At 34.3% G+C, this 24,352-nt stretch carries 19 protein-coding genes and 1 riboswitch; of the genes, 6 read left to right on the top strand and 13 right to left on the bottom strand.

Annotated features, from left to right (window positions below):
* Window positions 1–123: 123 nt before the first annotated feature.
* Window positions 124–567, bottom strand: a complete 444-nt coding sequence (locus tag NYQ10_RS07165) for a nucleoside deaminase (protein WP_289879538.1) — start codon at window positions 565–567, stop codon at window positions 124–126.
* Between the two features lie 60 nt (window positions 568–627).
* Between NYQ10_RS07165 and NYQ10_RS07160 the strand changes: the two genes are divergently transcribed.
* From NYQ10_RS07160 to NYQ10_RS07150, 3 genes are read left to right on the top strand one after another with little or no spacing between them, the layout of a single operon-like run.
* Window positions 628–1,548, top strand: coding sequence for a hypothetical protein (locus NYQ10_RS07160; RefSeq protein WP_289879536.1), 921 nt, complete (start codon window positions 628–630; stop codon window positions 1,546–1,548).
* Window positions 1,549–1,601: 53 nt separating this feature from the next.
* Window positions 1,602–3,389, top strand: a complete 1,788-nt coding sequence (locus NYQ10_RS07155) for a 1-deoxy-D-xylulose-5-phosphate synthase (protein ID WP_289879533.1) — start codon at window positions 1,602–1,604, stop codon at window positions 3,387–3,389.
* A gap of 31 nt (window positions 3,390–3,420) precedes the next feature.
* Entirely contained in the window at window positions 3,421–4,422 is a 1,002-nt protein-coding gene (locus NYQ10_RS07150) for a DUF3078 domain-containing protein (RefSeq protein WP_184157934.1), read from the top strand.
* A 61-nt stretch (window positions 4,423–4,483) separates the two neighbouring features.
* Here the strand turns inward: NYQ10_RS07150 and NYQ10_RS07145 are convergent, their stop codons facing one another.
* A complete protein-coding gene (locus NYQ10_RS07145) occupies window positions 4,484–5,830 on the bottom strand; it encodes a deoxyguanosinetriphosphate triphosphohydrolase (RefSeq protein WP_289879531.1) in 1,347 nt (448 codons plus the stop codon).
* 95 nt (window positions 5,831–5,925) lie between these two features.
* Window positions 5,926–6,387, bottom strand: coding sequence for an Lrp/AsnC family transcriptional regulator (locus tag NYQ10_RS07140; protein WP_289879530.1), 462 nt, complete (start codon window positions 6,385–6,387; stop codon window positions 5,926–5,928).
* A 157-nt stretch (window positions 6,388–6,544) separates the two neighbouring features.
* Here NYQ10_RS07140 and metE point away from each other — a divergent pair, with 157 nt between their 5' ends.
* Window positions 6,545–8,866 carry a 5-methyltetrahydropteroyltriglutamate--homocysteine S-methyltransferase gene (gene metE, locus NYQ10_RS07135; protein WP_289879528.1) on the top strand — a complete coding sequence of 774 codons (2,322 nt, stop codon included), beginning with the start codon at window positions 6,545–6,547 and terminating at the stop codon, window positions 8,864–8,866.
* A 299-nt stretch (window positions 8,867–9,165) separates the two neighbouring features.
* Here the strand turns inward: metE and NYQ10_RS07130 are convergent, their stop codons facing one another.
* Complete coding sequence (locus tag NYQ10_RS07130; RefSeq protein ID WP_289879526.1) at window positions 9,166–9,753, bottom strand: outer membrane beta-barrel protein; 588 nt, start codon at window positions 9,751–9,753, stop codon at window positions 9,166–9,168.
* Between the two features lie 205 nt (window positions 9,754–9,958).
* Window positions 9,959–10,543: an outer membrane beta-barrel protein gene (locus NYQ10_RS07125; protein WP_289879524.1), complete on the bottom strand. Its 585-nt coding sequence runs from the start codon at window positions 10,541–10,543 to the stop codon at window positions 9,959–9,961.
* A 147-nt stretch (window positions 10,544–10,690) separates the two neighbouring features.
* Between NYQ10_RS07125 and gldA the strand changes: the two genes are divergently transcribed.
* Both gldA and NYQ10_RS07115 read left to right on the top strand, forming a co-directional pair.
* Window positions 10,691–11,587: a gliding motility-associated ABC transporter ATP-binding subunit GldA gene (gldA, locus tag NYQ10_RS07120; RefSeq protein ID WP_289879523.1), complete on the top strand. Its 897-nt coding sequence runs from the start codon at window positions 10,691–10,693 to the stop codon at window positions 11,585–11,587.
* A 370-nt stretch (window positions 11,588–11,957) separates the two neighbouring features.
* Entirely contained in the window at window positions 11,958–14,072 is a 2,115-nt protein-coding gene (locus NYQ10_RS07115) for a TonB-dependent receptor domain-containing protein (protein ID WP_289879521.1), read from the top strand.
* 89 nt (window positions 14,073–14,161) lie between these two features.
* Here the strand turns inward: NYQ10_RS07115 and NYQ10_RS07110 are convergent, their stop codons facing one another.
* The 8 genes from NYQ10_RS07110 to NYQ10_RS07075 form a co-directional block, all read right to left on the bottom strand.
* Window positions 14,162–15,565 carry a pyridoxal phosphate-dependent decarboxylase family protein gene (locus NYQ10_RS07110; protein ID WP_289879518.1) on the bottom strand — a complete coding sequence of 468 codons (1,404 nt, stop codon included), beginning with the start codon at window positions 15,563–15,565 and terminating at the stop codon, window positions 14,162–14,164.
* Between the two features lie 78 nt (window positions 15,566–15,643).
* Complete coding sequence (locus NYQ10_RS07105) at window positions 15,644–16,867, bottom strand: dicarboxylate/amino acid:cation symporter (protein WP_289879517.1); 1,224 nt, start codon at window positions 16,865–16,867, stop codon at window positions 15,644–15,646.
* A gap of 188 nt (window positions 16,868–17,055) precedes the next feature.
* A complete protein-coding gene (locus tag NYQ10_RS07100; protein WP_289879516.1) occupies window positions 17,056–17,709 on the bottom strand; it encodes a class I SAM-dependent methyltransferase in 654 nt (217 codons plus the stop codon).
* A gap of 215 nt (window positions 17,710–17,924) precedes the next feature.
* Complete coding sequence (gene metF, locus NYQ10_RS07095; RefSeq protein WP_289879514.1) at window positions 17,925–18,881, bottom strand: methylenetetrahydrofolate reductase [NAD(P)H]; 957 nt, start codon at window positions 18,879–18,881, stop codon at window positions 17,925–17,927.
* Window positions 18,882–18,957: 76 nt separating this feature from the next.
* Window positions 18,958–19,314: a four helix bundle protein gene (locus tag NYQ10_RS07090; RefSeq protein WP_289879512.1), complete on the bottom strand. Its 357-nt coding sequence runs from the start codon at window positions 19,312–19,314 to the stop codon at window positions 18,958–18,960.
* Window positions 19,315–19,396: 82 nt separating this feature from the next.
* On the bottom strand, window positions 19,397–22,072 hold the full coding sequence (metH, locus tag NYQ10_RS07085; RefSeq protein ID WP_289879510.1) for a methionine synthase: 2,676 nt from the start codon (window positions 22,070–22,072) through the stop codon (window positions 19,397–19,399).
* A 277-nt stretch (window positions 22,073–22,349) separates the two neighbouring features.
* Window positions 22,350–22,844, bottom strand: coding sequence for a hypothetical protein (locus tag NYQ10_RS07080; RefSeq protein WP_289879508.1), 495 nt, complete (start codon window positions 22,842–22,844; stop codon window positions 22,350–22,352).
* A 53-nt stretch (window positions 22,845–22,897) separates the two neighbouring features.
* Window positions 22,898–23,902 (bottom strand): homocysteine S-methyltransferase family protein, encoded by a 1,005-nt coding sequence (locus tag NYQ10_RS07075; RefSeq protein WP_289879505.1) that lies wholly within the window; start codon window positions 23,900–23,902, stop codon window positions 22,898–22,900.
* A 296-nt stretch (window positions 23,903–24,198) separates the two neighbouring features.
* A riboswitch (SAM riboswitch) is annotated at window positions 24,199–24,315 on the bottom strand.
* Window positions 24,316–24,352: the final 37 nt, after the last annotated feature.

Raw genomic sequence — 24,352 nt, 5'->3', positions numbered from 1 at the left:
AATTGTGATAAATGTAAAGTATTTTTTGATTTATTTAAGAAGAAAATTCTCTAGTAATAATTATTTAACTTCTGTTGAAGTTTGAATGTTTTATCTATTTAATGTGAAGCTATTTCTATAGCGCTATTTACGTCTTTCAATAAAAAACCGTTTCATCAAATCAGCGGCTTCGTTTGCCATTACGCCAGAAACAACAGTCGTTTTAGGATGCAATTTTGTTCCCATATTTAGAAAACCGCGTTGTTCGTCGCGTGCGCCAAAAACGATTTTCGAAATCTGGCTCCAATACAAAGCGCCTGCACACATTTGGCAAGGTTCGAGGGTTACATAAAGCGTACAATCTTTTAAATATTTTCCGCCCAAAAAATTAGCTGCCGCTGTAATAGATTGCATTTCAGCATGTGCGGTAACGTCATTTAATAATTCGGTTAAATTATGACTGCTTGCAATTATTTTATCGGCAACAACAATTACAGCTCCAACAGGAATTTCGCCTCTTTCAAAAGCAATTTCAGCTTCCTGCAAAGCTTTTTTCATAAAATATTCGTCTGTAAAAGGATTTATCATAAATACAAAAATAAAACTTTACACTTTATTTTTAGTACATTTAAATTTTGAAATTTGAATATGGAAAGAAAACATAAAATTACTATTCCTGAACCATGCCAAGAAGACTGGAACAAAATGACACCAAATGAAAATGGTCGTTTTTGTTTAAGCTGTTCTAAAACTGTTGTAGATTTTACTTCTATGATGCCCGAGGAAATTCAGCAGTTTTTTATTCAAAATCAAAATAACAAAATTTGCGGGAGATTTAGAAAATCGCAATTGGATTCTGTTACAATTCAAATTCCTAACCATATTTTATATTCACAAACGCATTACAGAAAAATGTTTTTGCTGGCTTTGTTTGTCGCAATGGGAACAACGCTGTTTAGTTGCCAAAGCAAAGATGGAACTAAACAAAAGATTCAAAAAGTTGAAATTACCAATGATTCATCTAAATTTGATAGTCCTATCGGGAAAGCTAGAATTAGCAAAAATGATTCTACGTCTGATATTCCGCCTCCACCACCTCCGCCATCCAAACAACATGATAACGCGGCAAATTCTGAAAAACATACAAATAGAATCAGCGGTGAAGTAATTTTAGAAGATCAAAAAATAAAAAACAAAAATTCTTCTAAGCCGTCTTCAACAAAATCAGGGAAGAAAAATGATTCTCAGAATGAAGATGTTGTTTATAATGGAGGAGTTGCAATTGAAACCAATGCAGAATTTCCTGGCGGAATTGAGCAATTTTACAACTTTATTGAAAAAGAGTTTAAAAAAACCGAAAATTCAGAAAGTGCAAATCTAAAAATCCAACTCTCTTTTGTAGTAGAAAGAAATGGATCTGTAACTTATCTTCGATCTGAACCTGCTATTGACGATATTACTGAAAAAGAAATTGCTAGAGTATTTAGTTTATGCCCGAAATGGAAACCAGGAGAAACTAATGGTAAAAAAGCTCGAAGATTATATTCTTTGCCGATTGTATTACAATAGCGTTCAATAATAAAATTTAAATTTAAAACCGTAAATTTGCTTTTTACCTTATAATGAAAAGCGATTTACTTTCTAACATATACAATCCAGCCGATTTACGTCTTTTAAAAGAGGAACAGCTTGCTCAAGTTGCTCAAGAATTGCGTCAGTTTATTATTGATGTGGTTTCTGTAAAAGAAGGACATTTGGGCGCGAGTTTAGGCGTTGTAGAACTTACAATTGCTTTGCATTATGTTTTTAATACTCCAGAAGATTTATTGGTTTGGGATGTTGGCCACCAAGCTTACGGTCATAAAATATTGACCGAAAGAAGAGAAAATTTCGATACAAACCGTCAAATAAACGGTATTTCTGGGTTTCCTAAAAGAAGCGAAAGTGTTTACGATACTTTTGGCGTTGGGCATTCTTCTACTTCTATTTCTGCCGCTTTAGGAATGGCGATCGCTTCTAAACTTAAAGGCGATTTCGAAAAAGAACATATTGCTGTAATTGGCGACGCTTCTATCGCGAGCGGAATGGCTTTTGAAGGTTTAAATCACGCCGGAGTAACAGATGCCAATATTTTAGTTATTTTGAATGACAATGCAATCGGAATTGACCCGAGTGTTGGAGCTTTAAAAAAATACCTAACTTCAGTTAAAAACGGAAAAAATCCGAGACAAAATAATATGATTAAGTCTTTGAATTTTGATTATTCTGGACCAATTGACGGTCACGATCTTCCTAAATTAATCAAAGAATTAAATCGTTTAAAAAAGATAAAAGGTCCAAAGTTCCTTCATATTGTAACTACAAAAGGAAAAGGTTTACAGCAAGCTGAAGAAAATCAGGTGAAATATCATGCGCCTGGGAAATTTGATGCTTCGACTGGAGAAATTCATTTAAAATCCGAAGAAAATCTTCCGCCTAAATATCAGGATGTTTTTGGTTTAACTATTTTAGATTTAGCCAAAAAGAACGAAAAAATTATCGGAATCACGCCTGCAATGCCATCGGGAAGTTCTTTAAAATTTATGATGGATGAACTGCCCGAACGAGCTTTTGATGTTGGAATTGCCGAACAGCACGCTGTAACGCTAGCCGCTGGAATGGCAACTCAAGGTATGATTGTGTATTGCAATATTTATTCAACTTTTTTACAACGCGCTTACGATCAGGTTATTCACGATGTTGCTTTGCAAAATTTGCCAGTCATTTTCTGTTTAGATCGAGCTGGATTAGTTGGCGAAGATGGCGCAACACATCACGGCGTTTTTGATATTGCGTATCTGCGTTCGATTCCAAATATGATGATTTACGCGCCGCTTAACGAAATTGAACTCCAAAATATTTTATACACCGCACAATTAGGATTAGATCATCCGATTGCAATTCGTTATCCGAGAGGTCGCGGCGTTATTTCCAATTGGGAAGTAGAAAATTTCAGACATTACGAAAAAATTAAAATCGGTTCTGCAAAATGTTTAAAAGATGGTACGAAAATTGCTGTTCTGTCGGCCGGAACAATTGGAAATAATGTTATAGAATCTTTAAACGAATCAACCAATTCTAACGAGATTGCCCATTATAACTTTAGTTTTATTAAACCACTAGACATCAATACATTAAATTACGTTTTTTCTAATTTCGAAAGTATTATTACAATTGAAGATGGAGTAAAAAAAGGTGGTTTTGGAAGTGCTGTTTTAGAGTTTGCTGCATCTAATAATTTCAAAAACAACATTGAAATTTTAGGTGTTCCAGACGAGTTTATTGAACATGGAACAGTAGAACAGCTACAACAATTATGCAATATTGACGTTAAAAGTCTAGTAAAACTTTTTTCTAACGGTTCAAAATAAGTATTTTGCGACACCAAAAAACAATTACCAAATGAAATTATTACGTTCAACCCTTTTATTATTTTTACTGCTAAGCACCTCTACTATTTTCGCCCAAATTATACAAACTACTTTAAGTCCAAATCAAGCGCCTAAACCGCCATCGAATTGGTCTAAAAAGAATCAATTAGGTTTTGATATTTCTGAAATCGCATTTGTGAATTGGAGTGCCGGGGGAACAAGTTCTATCTCTGGTTTATTTAAAGGCGAATTTGGAAGAACTTATGCTAAGAAAAATCATAAATGGGTTAACGAGCTTATTGTAAAATATGGTCTAAACAAACAAGACGGAACTGAATTAAGGAAAACCGACGACGCTCTTCAGTTTAACTCGACTTACGGGTTTAGAAAAGACACGGCATCAAACTGGTATTACTCTTCAAAATTAAATTTCAATACGCAATTTACAAACGGTTATAATTACCCAAACAGAGATGTTGCCATCTCTAAACCTTTTGCACCAGCTTATATCTTTCTGGGAGCTGGAGCTGAGAATGCTAATAAAGCCAAAAACAGAGTTTTCTATTTCTCTCCTATTACGTTAAAAACAACTTTAGTATTAGATCAATATCTTGCAAATCAAGGTTCTTTCGGGGTTAAAAAGGCGGTTTATGCGCCAGATCCGCTAGATCCAACACAGCAAATATTAATTGAAGAAGGTCAGAAAGTAAAAGCCGAATTCGGTATACTTTTTACAGCTTACATGAAAAATGAAATCTACAAAAACGTTTTTTACGAAAACAGATTGAGTTTATATACTGACTATTTGAATAAATTCGGAAATGTCGATATTGATTATGACACACGATTAGATCTTGTAGTTAATGCTTATGTAAAGGCTAATATCGGAGTTCATTTAATTTATGATGATGATATTAAAACCAAAAAAGATGTTGTTGATCCGACTACAGGAACCAAAACTCAAGTTAATGACGGACCAAGAATGCAGTTAAGACAAGTACTTGGAGTTGGTTTAGTTTACGCCTTCAAATAAGAAATAAAAAAAGCTTCTTTCAGATTATTCTAAAAGAAGCTTTTTTTTCAGACAAAAGTAATTAGCGCTTTTTTTGTCCCTGAATCGTTTCGTACAATTCTAGCGCATTTCCATCAGTTAGCAAAGAAACATAATGACAAATATGCAATAATCTCTCGTACAAATTCCCTTTATCTAAATGGTGCTTTTCTGGCAACATTTTCAAAATCAATTTATCATAATTAGAAGCAGTTCCTTCATATTTATTATTGAATGCTGTTATGAATTTATCCAATAAAGTTTGAATAATCTGATAACCAACAATTTCTTTTTCGATCACTTCTCGGCTTTGATAGATTTTTTCAACACTTAATTTGATGATGTCATTCATCTGAGCTTTGTATTTACTTTTATCTGTTAAAGCATACGGGAAATTTCCAGCAAGAATAGCTTCTTCATTTTCAATAAAAACATCAACCGCATCATTAATTAAAGAACCAATTGCAAGTGCGCGCAAATAACTAATTCTATCTTCTTTAGTTTCTAATGTTTTATATTTTGCAACACCAATATTGTCTTTTACCAGTTTAATTAAATATTCTAAAGCATAATCTTCAGAAACCAAACCTAAATTTATTCCGTCTTCAAAATCTATAATTGTATAGCAAATATCATCTGCGGCTTCTACAAGATAAGCCAATGGATGCCTTTCAAAACCAATATCATCACCAGACTTATTGGCAATCATTCCCATATCTTTTGCTACTTCTTCAAAAAATAATTTATCCGACTGAAAGAAACCGTATTTTTTATCAGAAATATTATTTGTTGGTTTCTTAGGAAGACTTTCTTTTGGATATTTCATAAAAGCGCCCAAAGTAGCATACGAAATACGAAGTCCGCCTTCAATTCCTGGACGACTTCCTGTTAGAACTGAAAATCCGTTTGCATTTCCTTCAAAATCAATTAAATCTTGCCATTGTTTATCTGTAAGCTGATTTTTAAATTTCTGTCCATTTCCAATAGAAAAATATTCTCCAATTGCTTTTTCACCAGAATGCCCAAAAGGCGGATTTCCAATATCATGCGCCAAAGAAGCGGCTGCTACAATTGCACCAAAATCATTCATTTGATAGCCGTGAACTTCTTGCAGATAAGGATATTTTTCAATGATTTTTTTTCCAACCAAACGTCCCAGCGAACGCCCAACTACAGAAACTTCCAGACTGTGCGTTAAGCGCGTATGAACGAAATCTGTTTTAGAAAGCGGAATAACTTGTGTTTTATCCTGTAAACTTCTAAAAGCCGAAGAAAAGATAATTCGGTCATAATCTACCTCAAAACCTAAACGAGTATCATCTTGTTCTACGCGTAATCTTTTGCTTGTATCTCCCTGACGTTTTAATGATAAAAGTTGTTCCCAGTTCATTTGATTTTAGATTGTTGATTAAAGATTTTAGAATGCTGATCTAAATCTTGGTTTAGACTTCAAAAATACATTTTATTTTAGGATTTTCTTTCGCTTTAAAACTCCAAAGCAGTACTATGTTTAATTTCTCCCATCACAAAAATACTATTGGTATTTCCGATGTTTTCAATTGTCGATAATTTGTTCATTACAAAATCCTGATAACTCTCCATATCTTGAACCAAAATCTTCAGCATAAAATCGTAATCGCCAGCAATGTTGTAACATTCTATAATTTCTGGAAGCGCCACAATATCTTTTACAAAATTGCTTCCAACATTTTTAGCATGCTCTTTTAAACGTACGTTACAGAAAACGGTCATGCCCCGATTCATTTTTTTCTTATCTAAAAGCGCAACATATTTGGTAATATATCCATCTCTTTCCAACCTTTTAATTCGTTCGTAAACTGGCGTAACAGTCAAAAATAATTTACTTGCCAAGTCTTTTGTATTGATATTAGAGTTTTCTTGAAGGTGTTTTAAGATCAATAAATCGGTTTTATCTAGATTCTCCATAGTTTTTTTTACGGCTAAAGGTTCATTAAAAACAATTTTACAGTAATAAAATCTTTTAAAAAAATATTTCAAAACACATTTTACTGAAATAAAGCACAAATATAAGTTATAAAAACCAAGAACGTAAATTTGTTCAGTAAAAAATACTGAATCAAAAATGAAAACAAACAACTTAGGTTACCCAAGAATTGGCAGCAATAGAGAACTTAAAAAAGCATCTGAATTATATTGGGCTGGGAAAATTTCGGCAGACGAACTTATCGCAGTTGGAAAAGAAATTAGAAGCAAAAACTGGCATTTGCAATTAGAAGCTGGTGTAGATTTAATTCCTTCTAACGATTTTTCTTTTTACGATCAGGTTTTAGATTTGACTCTTTCTGTTGGCGCAATTCCGCAACGTTATCATGAATTAGCAAAAACAAATTCTTCTTTAGATTTGTATTTTGCTATGGCACGAGGATCTCAAAAAAACGGTCAAGATGTTGTGGCAATGGAAATGACAAAGTGGTTTGATACCAATTACCATTATATTGTTCCTGAGTTTACTAAGAATCAAAAGTTTGAATTGTTTTCTGAAAAAATAATCAACGAATTTAAAGAAGCAAATGCTTTAGGAATTAAAACGAAACCTGTTCTTATCGGACCTGTTTCTTATTTATTGTTAGGAAAAGAGAAAGAAGAAGGTTTTAACAGAATTGATCTTTTAGATGCTTTACTTCCAGTTTATTTAGAAATTCTAGAAAAATTACAAGCTGAAAATGCCGAATATATTCAGCTAGACGAACCTTTCTTAGCTTTAAATTTAACTGATAAAGAAAGAGGCGCTTTCACGAAAGTGTATAACGAAATCAACGCTCGTTTTCCAAAACTTAAAATTGTTTTAGCGAATTATTTTGATTGTTTCGGAGAAAATCTTGAAACGGCTTTGGCTTTGCCAGTTGATACTTTCCATTTAGATTTAGTTCGTTGCCCGCTTCAATTAGATGATATTTTAGAATCTGGAAAATTGGCTTCAAACGTAAATCTTTCTCTTGGAGTTGTTGACGGAAGAAATATCTGGAAAAATGATTTCAAAAAATCTTTGGAAGTAATTAAAAAAGCAACTGATGCTTTAGGCGAAAATAGAATTTTAGTTGCTCCGTCTTGTTCTTTAATTCATAGTCCCTGCGATTTAGATTTAGAAACAAACGATCAGACTTTGACGCCAGAAATCAAACAATGGCTGGCTTTTGCAAAACAAAAAATCAGCGAAATTGTTCTTTTAAAACAATTCGCTTCAAACGAAGTTGACGTAAAAAATTCTGTCGATTACGAAAGAAACGTTATTGCAAATGAAAACCGTAAAACTTCAAAACTAATTCATAATAATGAAGTAAAAGCACGTGTGGCAGGAATTACAGCTTCTGATGACAAACGTAAAAGCACTTTTGCAACAAGAAGACAAAGCCAGATAGAAGCTTTAAAATTACCATTATTTCCGACCACAACAATTGGATCTTTTCCTCAAACAGCAGAAGTGAGAAGTTGGAGAGCGAAATTCAAAAAAGGCGAATTAACAGTTGAAGAATATAATGATTTAATCGAAAAAGAAACCGAAGCTACAATTCGTTTTCAAGAAGAAACAGGAATTGACGTTTTGGTTCACGGAGAATTCGAAAGAAACGACATGGTCGAATATTTCGGCGAACAATTAGCTGGATTTACATTTACTAAAAGCGGTTGGGTTCAGAGTTATGGAAGCCGTTGTGTGAAACCGCCAGTTATTTACGGTGACGTTTCTCGTCCAAATCCGATGACGGTAAAATGGTCAGAATACGCACAATCTCTAACTCCAAAATGGGTAAAAGGAATGTTGACTGGGCCTGTAACAATTCTACAATGGTCATTTGTTCGTAACGACCAACCGCGTTCTGAAACTTGCACGCAAATCGCTTTGGCCATTCGTGATGAAGTTGTGGACTTAGAAAAAGCGGGAATCAAAATTATCCAAATCGATGAACCAGCAATTCGTGAAGGTCTTCCGTTAAGAAAAGAAGAATGGGCGAAATATTTAGACTGGGCTGTAAAAGCATTTAGAATTTCGGCAAGCGGTGTAAACGATGATACGCAGATTCACACCCATATGTGTTACAGCGAGTTTAACGACATTATTCAAAACATCGCCGACATGGATGCCGATGTAATTACAATCGAATGTTCGCGTTCGCAAATGGAACTTTTAGACGCTTTTGCCAACTTTAAATATCCAAACGAAATTGGTCCTGGAGTCTACGATATTCACTCTCCGCGCGTGCCTTCGAGTACAGAAATGGTTCGTTTATTAGAAAAAGCTTCGGCTGTAATTCCCGTAGATCAACTTTGGGTAAATCCAGATTGCGGTTTAAAAACCCGTCATTGGGATGAAACCAAAAAAGCCTTAATCGAAATGGTGAATGCCGCTCAGGAAATGAGAGCTGCGGTTGAAAATCCTGTTAGTTAATAATTTTTATTAGATATATTTTTGTTTTTTATGCCAACTGATGAAGTCGAATTTTAGTTATGATTCGTTTTGGCTTCATTATGTTGGCATTGTTTTTTTTTTTAAGGAGCAGAAGATTTTCAATTTCAAAAGACGTTCTGTCCCGCTTTCCGCTATATCTTTTCCTGGTTAAAGAAACCAGAAAAAGGATACCGCTACAATCGGGGCTAAACAAGAACTTTTAGTTTTCATAAGAACTTTAGCCCAAAAAAAAGCACTTCAAATTGAAGTGCTTTTTATACTCATTAAAAATCTAAAAATTAAAAGTTTTTAGAAATCCCGATATTAATTGTTTTACCAAAGTTGAAATAAAATGATTTTACATCTGTATCAGCAAAATCATAGTTTAAAGTTTCATATCCTAGACCACCTATACTGAAATTTAATCCAAAACCTTTCTTCATATTGATAAATAGAGCCGGTGTAACACCAGCGTACAAGCCATCTCCTTTGCTTTCTGACATAAGTGTCCCATTCTCGTAATCTTTACTTTTTTGATTTTGAAATCCTGCTCCTAAATCAGCAAAAAAAGCAAAAGTTTCATTTAATGGAACGGTGTAACGTACAAATGCACCTGCTTTAAAACCATTAAATTTAGATTCACCAAGATCATTAGTATTCTTTGAAGAAGAAACTGTAAATTCAGCTCCAGCTGTCCAGTTTTCATGAAACTGATACCCCACTCTTGGAGAAAATTCAAATACGGTTTCTTTAGTTTTAAAACCTAAAGATTTACGTTCCGCAGTTTGAGAAGTATAACCAATGTTTCCACCAACTAAGATTGTTCCCTTTTGGGCATTTGCAAAGCCAAATACTGACAATGCAAGAAGAAGTAGCATTTTTTTCATATGTGATGTTTATTAAGATTTCACATACAAACAACAATAAAAATACCATTGCTCTATCGTAATATATTTCTTAACAATTAATTAAATATAGATATCTTTAATAGAATAGAAAATTAAGAAATTGACAAAATAATGTTGCTAAAACAAAAAAAAACATCCGCCGCGGCGAATGCTTTTCTGAAATTGAATATATAAAACTGTAAGATTAGAAATTTTTAGAAATTCCGATATTGAAAGTTTTACCGAAGTTAAAATAGAAATTACTGTAATCTTCTCCATTGTCATCAAAACTTAATGTTTCGTATCCTAAACCACCAATACTGAAGTTAAGACCAAAACCTTTTTTCATATTGATGAAAAGAGCTGGAGTTACATCTACATAAGCTCCGTTTCCTTTATATCTTACATAACTGTTTCCATTATTAGCATAAATTTTATTTTTTTCAGTTTGGAAACCAGCTCCCATATCTGCAAAAACAGAAAAAGTTTGGCTTAATGGTTTTGTGTAACGAACAAAAGCTCCAGTTCTAAATCTATTATCTTTACGGTTTATATCTGCATTATCAATATCAGATGTGCTTAATGAAAATTCTCCTCCAACTGTCCAGTTTTCGTGGAATTGGTAACCTACTTTAGGAGAAAAAGTAAAAGTACTTGCTTTATCTTCACTAAATCTGAATTCTGATTTTTCAGAAGTGTAACCGATGTTTCCACCAACTAAGATTGTTCCTTTTTGTGCGTTTGCAAAACTGCAGATAGCTAGGGCAGCCATCACTAAAATTTTTTTCATGATTTGGGTTATTTTAATTTTAGCATTCCATTAACAACAACAATGCCGTGAACTCTGGACGTTTTGATTTTTTTTATAAATACTTTAAAACACAAATTGTAGCAATCGAAACTATTTCTCGTTACTTTTGTAGCAAATAAAAAGTCCATGTCGATAGAAGTAAACAACATATCAAAAAGTTACGGAACGCAAAAAGCATTAAATTCAATTTCGTTCTCAATTCAAAAAGGAGAAATTGTTGGATTTTTAGGTCCAAACGGAGCTGGAAAATCTACTTTAATGAAAATTTTGACTACTTATTTATTGGCAGATGAAGGCTCAGCCCTCGTAAACAGTCACGATGTCATGACGGATACAAAAGCAGTTCAGCGTTCGATTGGTTATTTGCCAGAACATAATCCGTTGTATTTGGATTTGTATGTTCGTGAATATTTGGCTTTTAATGCAGATGTTTACAACGTATCAAAATCTAGAATTGAAGAGGTAATTGAACTGACAGGACTGACACCAGAAAGCCATAAAAAGATTGGTCAGCTTTCTAAAGGTTACCGCCAACGTGTTGGATTGGCAAATGCTTTATTGCATAATCCAGATGTTTTAATTTTAGACGAACCAACTACAGGTATGGATCCGAATCAGTTAATGGAAATTCGTAATGTGATTAAAAATGCAGGAAAAGACAAAACTGTTTTTTTATCTACACACATTATGCAAGAAGTCGAAGCCATTTGCGATCGTGTCATAATTATTGACAAAGGACAAATTGTTGCAGACAATAAATTAGATCATTTAGTAACTGCAAATAAAGAGCAAGTTATTGAAGTTGAGTTTGATTACAAAGTTGAAGAACAGCTTTTGGCGAAACTCGAAAATATTTCTTCGTATAAAAATACGCATGACATGACTTGGGAACTAACTTTTGTTACCGATAAAGATATGCGTCCTGCTATTTTTGACTTTGCCAACGAAAATGGCTTAAAAACATTACAACTGAATCAGAAAAACAAAAATCTAGAGGCTGTTTTTAGAGAAATTACTAAGTAAGTTTTTAGTTTTCAGTAACAGTTTTCAGTTAAAAAAGCGGTTTGTTTTAAATTAAAACAGACCGCTTTTTTATTTCTTTTATCTACAAATCAACACATTAAAGGTTTCTGGTAAAAAATAATTACTATTTTTATTTAGACTTGTTATAAATAGTGTTATCTTTGGCAAATCAAATTATAAATGCCACGGTATGTTACTTACACTCCAAACCCTCAAAAAAACTATTTCTGTTGTCTTAAATCAAGCAATAAATCTTCAAAAAAGGTTTTCCGAAAAATTAGAACAGATTGTATTGCAATAAATTCTAATTAAAAAAATACCAAGATTTAGAGTCTGAATATCGATTTAGAGTCTGCCAAATTAAAACAACATGAAAAATATTATAACCTCCATAATGCTTGCTTTTTCGGTTTATGGATTTTCTCAAACAGAAAAAGAAACTGATAGTATTGTAGAAACTATGACAGCTTTAGATGAAATTGTGATTAGTAAAAAGAAAGTGCTTTATACTCAAAAATCGGATCGTCTTGTTTTCAATGTCGAAAACAGCATTGTTTCTGAAGGCGGAACTGCACTTGATGTTTTATCGCGCGCACCTGGCGTTGTTGTATCTCAAGATGGCGATTTATCTATTCGCGGACAGCAAGGTGTTGCCGTGATGATAAACGGAAAACTGACGCAGCTTTCTCAAAAAGAATTAGCAAATTATCTAAAAGCTACAACTTCATCTAATATTAAACAAATTGAAGTAATTACAAATCCTTCTTCTAAATATGACGCGGCAGGAAAAGCCGGAATTATCAATATTATCCTTAAAAAACCAAATGCTTCTGGCTTAAAAGGTACAGCTTTTACAAGTTATGGAAGAGGCAGAAAAAATAGAACGAATTCTGGTTTCAACTTAAATTACAACAAAGACAAATGGGGATTTTTTGGAAATTATAGCTATACGTTTCGTGGTGAAGAAGAGAAAAAAGAATTCAATCAAATTCAATATACCGATCAGACGCGCCAGGAAATTGCTTCAAAAAACCATCAGACTTCAATAACCGACGAGCCTTTAACTTCTAATAATTTCAAAATTGGAACACAATATGAAGTGTCGCCAAAAACAAATTTGGAATTCTATGTTGACGCCAAAATTGGTCGATACGAAAATATGGCTGACGGAACAAATATAGTCATAAACACGGCAAATCAACCCATTTTTGATGCTGTGACTTATAATGACAGTAAAGAAAAATGGAATGATTATACATATGCTTTTTCTGGAACTCATAAATTTAATGAAGAAGGAAAAAATATGGCTTTTGACTTTGAATATGAAACATCAAAATTTAGATCGAATCAGTTTCAAAGTGCAGACAATACAGCAAATTCAACTGTTGTAAATGACCGTCGCGGTTATATTCCTTCTCAACTAAAAGTTTTTACAGGAAAAGTCGATTTTGTAAATCCTTTTAAAGAAAAACAATCTCTAGAATATGGTTTAAAAGCGAGTATCAAAAACAATGATAATCCTTCTGTTTACGAATATTATGAAAACAATCAATGGTTAATCGATTTTAATTCGACCAATCATTTTGAATACAACGAACAGATTTACGCTACTTACGTAAACTATAAATATCAGCTAGAAAAATTGAATATTCAGGCTGGTTTAAGAACTGAATATACTGCTATCAATATCGATCAGAAAACGTTGAATGAAGAACATAAAGATGACTATTTGAAATGGTTTCCGAGTCTTTCTTTAAAATATGAATTCACAAATAGCCATTCGGCGTATGCTTCTTACAGCAAAAGAATTAATAGACCGAGCCAGTTTGATCTGAATCCGTTTCGTTTTTATGATGATTCATTCAATTATTCACAGGGAAATCCGAACTTGATTCCAGAGATTACGCACGCCATGGAAATTGGTTACGCTTGGAAAAGTAATTTTATGGCTTCTGTTTATTTCAACAGTACCAAAGATGTTTTCACGGAAGTGTACAATTATAATCCAGACACAAATACGACTGTTACAACCCAGATAAATGTTGACAAATCATACAATTACGGAATCAATATTACGAATACGACCGAGTTTTATAAATGGTGGTCTGTGAATACGTTATTCAATGTTTTTGAAAATAAATTTATAGGGAATGTTTTAAACAGCAATACCATAGATCCGATTATGACTTTAAATCTAAGCATTCAAAACTCGTTTACAATAACTGAAACTTGGAAAGCGGAAGGAAATGCTCAATATCAATCTAAATCTAATCTTGGCGTTTACCAAAGAGACGGTTTCTTTGATTTCAGCATCGGAATTTCAAAACAAGTTTTAGCCAAAAAAGGAAACATCAAATTAAATTTTACTGACGTTTTCAATACTAATAATTTTTACATTAAATCTGTCGTTGCGCAAACGGGTATAGACAAAAAATATGATCTAGACAATCGTATTGCGACAATTGCATTTACATACCGCATTTAAAATTCGTTCTTTAAATACCTTGTTTTTTGTTTTTTTTTGTGTTAGTCAAGAGCCTGTTCCTTCAAACAGGCTCTTCTGTTTTTAGACAATTATAGTTCCTTAAAAACTTCAATCATTTCTTCAATTACAATTTTAATATCTTCCTCACTTGTTCGCCAACTTACAAAAGAGGCTCTAATTCCTTTTCGGTTTTGATATACAGTTGGTGTCATAAATACTTTTCCTCCATCATTTAATTTGGTTAAAAATTGAGAAACCTTTTCTTGATTTTGAATTCCTTTCAAAGTAAAACAAACATTGTTAAGACGTATTGGAGCCAGTAATTCAAAATGTTCTTTTTCGATTAACGCATTGGCAAAATGTAACGCAAGTGAAACACTATTTTCTACTATATCCCTGTAACCTTCTTTTCCATACGCTTTAAGCGAAAACCAAGCAGGCAATGCACGTAAACGTCGTGAATTTTCAGGAAGAACATTCAAATAATTAAAATTCTCCAACGGATTTCCTAAATATGGTGCGTTCGAATTTTGAAATGTTTCTATTTGTAGATTAATATGTTCTTTTTTAATTAGATAGAAAGCGCTTTCGTAAGGTACATTCAGCCATTTATGACAATCAATTGTAATACTGTCTGCGTCTTCCCAACCTTCAACTAAATGTTTATATTTTTCTGAAACTGCAGCAAATCCGCCAAATGCAGCATCAATGTGCCACCAGAATTTATATTTTTTCCTCAATTCTGAAATGGCTTCAAAGTCATCAAAATCGGCTGTATTTACAGTTCCTGCACTCGAAATCAATATGAAAGGTTTTCCATTTAAACTGGCAATATTATTTTCTAAATCAGCAATATCAATCGCTTCTCTATTGCCTTCAGTAGTTTTTATTAAAGTATAATTCTGGCTTCCAACTCCAAGCATTGAGAGGGATTTTATAGAAGAAGAATGCGGAGTTGCGGTTAGAATATTGATTTTTTCTGAAATTCCGTGTTTGGCAAAATCTTTACCAAATTGCGCTCCAAACCATTGCCTTGCCACGCCCAAATTCGTAAAATTAGACATGGTTGCGCCTGTCACAAATCCGCCAGAAAAGTCATTCGGCAAATCTAAAAGTTCTAAAAGAAGATTAATCGTTTCTGTTTCTATTAATGCAGACACGCCTCCTTGCGCACTCAAAGCTTGCGGATTTTGATCGTAAACCGCAGCCAGCCAATCTCCAACAATTGATGCAGGAGTAGAACCGCCTGTTACAAATCCCCAATATCTTGGACCAGGTGAAGCCACCATTAAAGGCGCTAATCTTTGATTGAATTCTTCTAAAGCTCCCAATGAACCCAATCCAAGTTCGTTTAATTCTTTTTGAGGATCTATAGAATATTTATTTGAGGTTGGAATCTCTTGCAGATTATTCAGAAAATCAATTCCTGTTTCTTTTGTTTTATCTAAAATATTTTCGAAATTATTGAGATCGTTTTGTAGTATTGAGTTCATAAGTTTATCGTATTATTTATGTAGCACAGATTGCGCAGAAGAAAAAGATTAGTAAGAATTTGTATTTTTAAAAGGACGTTACCACTTTGTTTTCTCCGAAAATCTCGAAACCATCATGGAACAAATTACATCGCCATTGGCATTTAATAAAGTAGCAATTGGATCAACGAGAGTTCCTAAAATCATGGCAACAGGCAAAGCTTGTTCCATCGGGAAACCGTAAACTGTTATAGCCAAAATTTCGCCAATATAACCTCCGTTCGGAATTCCACCTTCAACAATAGAAACGACAACTGTAATTCCGAGTGCTAAAAGAATGGTCATCGGATCTGAAAAATCTTTCCCAAACATGGCAAACAAAAAAGTTATTTTTAAAATGGATGACATACTCGAACCGTCTTTGTGCAAAGGCGCTCCAAGCGGAATTACTAAATTCCGGACGTGACTAGGGATTCCCATTTTCTCTGCCGCATCTAGATTGGCTGGTATAGTGGCAATACTGCTGCAAGTTCCTACTGCGGTTAAAGAAGGAGTTATATTATTGCTCCAAAAAACCTTAAAAGCTCTTTTACCGCCAGCAACAAACGCATACAAACTGAAAAATACAAAGAAGTAAAAGATACAAGCTGCATAATAAACCGCCATAGGTTTTGCATAAACTCCCAACAATTGCGGTCCAAAAACTCCAACTTGATAAGCAAAATAAGCTCCTAAACCAATTGGTGCAGATTTCATGATGATGTTCAAAAGCTGTTTCATGACTTCGTTTCCTGAATCCAGAAAACTCTTAAATGCTTTTCCTTTTTCTCCCGATTGCAAGGTTGCAAAACCGACTAAAAAAGAAAAAATAATCAGCGCCAGCATACTTTTTCGTGACAATAATTCGAAGAAATCATTGGCAGTAAGCAGTTTTGCAATTTGATCTCCGGCTGATCCCGATTCGACGTTTTCAAACGGAACTTTGACAATCGCTATATTTTCATGAATTGGAAAAAGATAAACGGCAAAAATCATTACAATTGCCGAAATCAAAATCGTAGCAAGAAAAACCAAAATCATTATGATAAACAATTTTCCTAATTTTTCTGTTCGTTCAAGATTCGCAATCGAAGAACCAATTGTAAAAAATATAAGTGGAATAATCGCAGTGAAAAGTAAATTTAGAAATATATCGCCAAGCGGTTTTATGATCAAAACATCTTCACCAAATACCAATCCGAAAATACTTCCGATTATAATACCGCCAAGAAGCCATAAAATACTGCTGTAACTCTGCAAAAAATTGATTTTTTTAACTTCCATAAGGATATAAGGATTTAGAATTCAGCAACCTTTATTTTTTTAATACATAGAAACATAGTTCTCTTTGTCTATAAAGGCGTTTCACTTATTTAAACAAACATAGCTATGTGTGAAAAATGTATTTTTCTTTTAATTCTTCTCAACTAAATTAAAAAAAATCTATATTTCTATGTGTTTAAAAATTTCAACTACTTCTCCAGAACAATAGTTGTAAAAGCTCTGTCGACTAATTCTCCAGTTTTGCTTTTTACTTTTTCGGTTTGTGTTTCAGTGTAAACGATTTTAAAATTTGATTTTTTGATTAATTCCTGCGCTTTTTCAGTACTATATAATTCAAATTCGAATTGCGTAAACGGAAGTTTCTTCATAAAATCTTCTTCAGCAAATGTCAAACAGAAATTTCCGTTTGGTTTTAAAACCCTGTACATTTCCGAAAGTAATTCTTCTGGTTTTTCCCAGAAATAAATCGTATTTACTGTAAATATTTTATCAAATAATTCAGCTTCAAACGGAATAGTATTTCCGTCATAAAGTGAAAAGAAAGCTTGTTTTTGAGAAACAAAATTTCGGTTGATTTGGCGCGCTTCCTGAAACATCAATTCAGACATTTCGAGTCCGTAGTATTTTATGTCTTTAGCAAGTTCAAACAAAAATTCAACGTGACCAGCATTGCCATGTCCAAGTTCCAGAATTCTATTTTCGTTTGAAATATTTAGATTCTGAATCGAATGTTTGGTCATATTGATGTTCGTTTCGTTCATCATATTGGCCATTTCGATTCCTTTTTCTCCCGATGGATGTTTTAATTGAGAGGCTATGGCTTGTAATTCTTCTTGTTTCATGACTCGAAAATTTAAGTATCTAAATTAAACAAAATCCTTCAGCAATTTGTTGTCACTTGGTTCGGATCCCAACTAACGCTTGTTTTGTCATTCCGAGGAACGAGGAATCTCCACGAGAAACTCGACAAAGATTGGCGATTCACTGGATAGATCTACTTGCGGAGATTCCTCGTTCCTCGGAATGACAAACTGTACTCGATCAACTTTGTCAAACCTTAAAAAACCTGACTTGCAATCTGGCGGATGTTCTCAGATTTACCCATTGAATAATAGTGTAAAAACGGAACTCCAGCGGCTTTTAATTCTAATGATTGCTGAATCGCCCACTCAATTCCGACTTGTTTGATTTCAGCATTATTTTTGCATTTATCTACCGCATCGATTAAATCTTCTGGAAGATCGATTCTGAAAATTTGTGGTAAAACTTGTAAATGTCTTTGAACTGCAATTGGTTTAATTCCAGGAATAATAGGAATTGTGATTCCCATTTCTCTTGCTTTTTCTACAAAAGCAAAATATTTAGCATTGTCAAAAAACATTTGCGTTACTACATAATCAGCTCCTGCATCTACCTTTTCTTTTAGCCTTTTTAAATCTGATTGTAAAGATGGTGATTCTAAGTGTTTTTCTGGATAACCCGCAACACCAATACAGAAGTCAGCTTTATTGTCAACATCCATTACCTCGTGAAGATATTTTCCGCAATTTAGATCATTAATTTGGCGAACCAAATCAATTGCATAATGATTTCCACCCGCTTTAGGCACAAAAGATTGTTCGTCTTTCATCGCATCACCACGGAGCGCCATAACATTGTTTATTCCTAAATAATGACAATCAACCAGCATATATTCGGTTTCTTCTTGTGTAAAACCACCGCAAAGCAAATGCGGAACCGTATCTACATTGTATTTATGTTTTATAGAAGCGCAAATTCCAAGCGTTCCCGGACGCATACGAGTCAGTTTTTTGTCCAAAAGTCCGTTACCGCGATCAATGTAAATATACTCTTCACGAGAAGTTGTAACATCAATAAATGGTGGTTTAAACTCCATCAACGGATCAATATTATCGTATAATTCCTGAATGCTTTTCCCCTTTTGAGGCGGAATAATTTCAAATGAGAATAATGTTTTTCCTTTGGCGTTTTCTATATGTTCTGTTACTTTCATTTATTTTTGGTTGATGGTTGATGGTTGATGGTTGATGGTTGATGGTTCTTGTGGAACTTTACAATCACAACTTCAACTACATTATTTTTTTATAATAATTAATAAATCCGTTTAATAACTTCTTGCAGATTTCAATCTGTGCAAGTGCGATGTTAAAATTATTTTCTTCGATATATTTTTGATCAAAAGCCAAATAAAATTGAGTTTCCAATTCATATAGCGATCCTCTTGAAATATGAAGAAAATGTATTGTTTCTTTTGATGTTTGTCTTCCACAACCTTCTGCTATATTTGAAGGTATTGAAACAGCAGCTCTTCTCATCTGATTTGTCAATCCAAATAATTCTTCTTTTGGAAACAATTTGGAAAAATCATACAATAAATTCACCAACTTCCTTGCTTCCAGCCATACATCCAATTTACTGTATTCCATTTTATTTGTTCGTTAATAGTTGTTGGTTGATGGCACTTTGAGTTCAAATCTATCAACCAAAAACCAACAACCATCAACCAAATTAATCTGCTATATTAGGGTTTAACCATTTCATTGCATAATCCGTTGGAACGTTGCGTCGTTTAGCGTAATCTACAACCTGATCTTCTTTTATTTTTCCGAGTCCGAAATATCGGCTTTTTGGATTTCCGAAATAATATCCTGAAACCGATGAAGCTGGCCACATCGCCATACTTTCTGTCAAGGTAACTCCAATTTCTTCGGCTACATTTAAAAGCTTCCAAATCGTTGGTTTTTCCAAGTGATCCGGACAAGCTGGATAACCTGGTGCCGGACGAATTCCTTTATAGTTTTCCTTAATCAATTCTTCGTTGGTTAAAGATTCTTCTGAATCGTAACCCCAGAAATCTTTACGAACTTTTTCATGAAGATATTCGGCGAAAGCCTCAGCAAAACGATCCGCAAGCGCTTTAACCATAATCGAATTATAATCGTCTAAATTCTTTTCGTATTCCGCTGCCCATTCATCTACACCAAAACCTGTAGTTACACAGAAAGCTCCCATATAATCTTCTATTCCGCTGTCTTTTGGCAGAATAAAATCAGCTAAAGCGATGTTTGGAGCACCTTTTGTTTTTTGCGACTGCTGACGAAGCGTTAAGAATTTCTCCAAAACTTTTCCGTTTTCATCACGCAATTCGATATCATCATCATCAACCTGGTTTGCAGGGAAAATTCCGTAAATTCCTTTTGCTTTTAGCTTTTTCTCTTCCAGAATTACTTTCAGCATTGCCTGAGCATCGTTAAAAACAGAAGTCGCTTGTTCGCCCACAACCTCATCCGTTAAAATTGCAGGATATTTTCCGTACAATTCCCAAGTCTGAAAAAATGGTGTCCAGTCAATATACGGAACCAAAACATCTAATTCTATTTCTATGGTTTGTGCGCCGATTACTTTTGGTTTAGTTGGCGTATATTCCGACCAATCCAATGGCAATTTGTTTTTACGGGCATCTTCAATCGTCAGGAAGTTTTTGTCTCTTGAACGATTTAAAAATGTTTCTCTAAACGAATCATATTCTGCACGAATATCTGCCGCATATATTTTTCTATTATGATCCAACAAGTTTCCTGCAACGGTAACAGCTCTCGAAGCATCGTTTACATGAATTACAGTTTCTCTATATTGAGGTGCAATTTTCACGGCAGTATGCGCACGTGAAGTGGTTGCCCCTCCAATCATAATTGGGATTTTAATATCTTGTTTGTCTAATTCTTTGGCCAAATACACCATTTCGTCAAGCGAAGGAGTGATCAATCCGCTTAATCCAATAATGTCAACATTATGTTCAATCGCAGCCGAAATAATTTTTTCCGGAGGCACCATAACACCTAAATCTACAATCTCGTAATTGTTACAAGCCAAAACCACCGAAACGATGTTTTTTCCAATATCGTGAACGTCACCTTTTACGGTTGCCATCAAGATTTTTCCGTTTCCTTGTTTGTCTCCCGCTTGTTTGCTCGCTTCAATAAAAGGCAATAAATAAGCCACCGCTTTTTTCATAACACGAGCCGATTTTACTACCTGAGGCAGGAACATTTTTCCGCTTCCGAATAAATCTCCAACCACATTCATTCCCGTCATCAAATTGATTTCAATAACTTCAATTGGTTTTGTAGCTGCTAAACGCGCTTCTTCAACATCTTCTTCAATAAAAGCATCAATTCCTTTTACCAATGAATGGGTAATACGCTCCTGAACCGTTCCAAAACGCCATTCCTGAACTACTTTTTCATCGCTCTTTGCTTCACCTTTTACATTTTCTGCAAAATCCAAAAGTCGTTCTGTCGCATCGTCGCGTCTATCTAAAATTACGTCTTCAACGTGTTCTAATAAATCTTTCGGAATATCATCGTAAATCGTCAACATTTCTGGATTTACGATTCCCATCGTCATTCCGTTTTTAATTGCGTGGTATAAAAACACCGAGTGCATGGCCTCACGAACCGTATCGTTTCCTCTAAAAGAGAACGAAACGTTACTCACTCCACCGCTGATGTGCGCGTGCGGAAGATTTTCACGAACCCATTTTGTTCCTCTAAAGAAATCCAAAGCGTTTAATCTATGCTCTTCCATTCCGGTTGCAACTGGGAAAATATTCAAATCGAAAATAATATCCTGTGGAGGAAACCCTACTTTGTTCACCAAAATATCATACGAACGCTGACAAATCTCTACTCTACGATCGTAATTATCCGCCTGACCTACTTCGTCAAAAGCCATGATAATTGCCGCCGCTCCATAACGTTTGATTAATCTCGCATGATGAATAAAAGCTTCTTCGCCTTCTTTTAACGAAATCGAGTTTACAACGCTTTTTCCTTGTACTACTTTTAGACCGGCTTCGATGATTTCCCATTTCGAACTGTCGATCATAATTGGCACTCTCGAAATGTCTGGTTCTGCAGCAATTAAATTCAGGAATTTAGTCATCGCAGTAACACCGTCAAGCATTCCTTCATCCATATTAATATCGATGATTTGTGCTCCACCTTCAACTTGTTGTCTTGCAATATCAAGTGCCTCGTCATATTTCTCTTCCTTGATTAATCTTAGGAATTTTCTTGAACCTGTTACATTCGTACGCTCGCCAACATTAACGAAAACACTTTCGGGCGTAATAATTAACGGTTCTAATCCTGATAATACAAGGTCTCTTCTTTTTTCTGTCATTTTTTTTAAAGTTACTGAGATCCTAAGATGCTAAGGTTCTAAGTTTTTTTATTCTATATCTTTTAGGTTATTAAACCTGTAATCTTTTTAATATTTTGGGCGTGTCCCTCCGGGTCGGGCTATCCGTTACAAGTCCTCGCTCTTCCTTCGTCAGGCTGTGGGCTTTTCACTTCTATCCCTCACGCAGATTCGGTTTTAATGATCTGTATTCTATACGATTCAGTATCATTTTTAAACTTTACTCCTTAAAAAACACTTGTCTTGAAATCAATCTCTTCTATTCTTTATCTGCATCGATTTTTCCAACAAAAGCTTTATCTCTATCTTTATCGAATTCTTTGTTACCAAACTCTAATTCTACACGAACAGCATTTCTTAAATCAACAATTATATCTGGTCTAACAGATTCAGAAATAATTTTTTTAAGCAAATCGATTACTTTAGTATCGTTACACGAACAAGCCAAATCATTAAAACACTTTCTTACTTCTTCTGTTGTTACTTTTCCAGGCTTAATATCACCTTCTTTTTCATTGGGATATTTATAATTACTTATTAATGCATCCGCAATATTTAAAGCATTAAAGCACGCATCTCTTTTATGCTTCCATTGTTCTTGATTAATTAAATCTTTTTGTTTTAACTCAAATTCAAACTTTTTGAAAGTTCTATTAACTTTTGGAAGAAAAATATATTGATATAGAATTCCATTTATGATTCCTGCCAATGTTACTGACAATCCTGTAATAGTTAAGATATCTTTTAATTCCATCTTATTATTTATACTTTATAAATTTCACATTTATTAAAACCTTGAAAGAAACGTTATACTGAGATTGGCGCCACACGTGGCTTATAATCCTTCGCCACCTCAGCCATTAATCGAATATGATCCGGAGTTGTACCACAACAACCACCAATGATATTAATTAAATTATCCTCTAAATATTCTTTAATGAAAGCTTGAGTTTGTTCTGGTGTTTCATCATATTGTCCAAATGCATTTGGCAATCCAGCGTTTGGATGTGCCGAAACATTAAAGCTTGTGTTATGCGCCAATGTCTTTAAATACGGTTTCAACAAATCGGCTCCAAGAGCGCAATTGAATCCTACGCTTAATAACGGAATATGCGAAACTGAAATCAAAAATGCTTCGACTGTCTGTCCCGAAAGTGTTCTTCCAGACGCATCCGTAATCGTTCCTGAAACCATGATTGGAATATCAAGATTGCGTTCTTCTTTTACTTCTTCAATCGCAAAAAGTGCAGCTTTTGCATTTAAGGTATCAAAAATCGTTTCTACTAAAAGTAAATCACAGCCACCGTCCATTAAAGCTTCTGCTTGTTGTTTGTACGCAATTCGTAAATCGTCGAACGTTACGGCTCTGTAACCTGGATCGTTTACATCTGGCGACATACTTGCCGTTCTGTTTGTCGGTCCGATTGAACCAGCTACGAAACGTGGTTTTTCCGGATTTTTTGCGGTAAACTCATCGGCTACTTGTCTTGCGATTTTTGCCGATTCGTAGTTTAATTCGTAAACCAAATCTTCCATGTGATAATCGGCCATACCGATTGTCGTTCCAGAGAAAGTATTGGTTTCTACAATGTCAGCACCAGCTTCATAATAAGCGGCATGTACATCGCGGATCGCTTGTGGTTGTGTTAGGGATAGTAAATCGTTGTTTCCTTTTAACGGATGAGGAAAATCTTTGAAACGCTCTCCTCTGAAATCTTCTTCTGAGAAATTATAGCGTTGCAACATTGTTCCCATTGCTCCGTCAAGGATTAAGATATTTTTTTTTATTGCTTCCTGAATTGTTATTGCCATCTTGTATTTGCCGCTAAGGCGCTAAGGCACAAAGCTTTTTTTATTTTTAATTTTGAAGGCTCTATTTACCTTCGATATTTTTTCACATTAATTCCAAAAGGGCACTATTGCTGGCTCATTAGCCCCGATTGAAGTGGAAATCATTTTGCTTTTTTCTTTAAAAAGTAAAATGATTGCAACGAAAAGCGGGAACTATTGACTGCAAAAATGCGCCAATGATTCGCTCCTTCTACTGAATTGCTTCGGTAAATATTGTATGTTGTCTGGAAAAGTTTTGAGAAATACTGTATGTATTTGTGTTATCTATCTTTAATACTGGAAAATGTCGTATAAAGTAGAATTTAGCACCTTCTTTATGGTAAAGGGTTGCTAAGGTTTCATCGGGTCTATCCCTCCGCCTTTCGTGATAACTGACAATAATTTTAAGAACAGTGCAAAGGTATGAAATAG

It is taken from the genome of Flavobacterium johnsoniae, assembly GCF_030388325.1.
Lineage (GTDB): Bacteria > Bacteroidota > Bacteroidia > Flavobacteriales > Flavobacteriaceae > Flavobacterium > Flavobacterium johnsoniae_C.
Note: the sequence above shows the minus strand (reverse complement) of the source record. Positions and strands in the feature narration are given on the sequence as shown.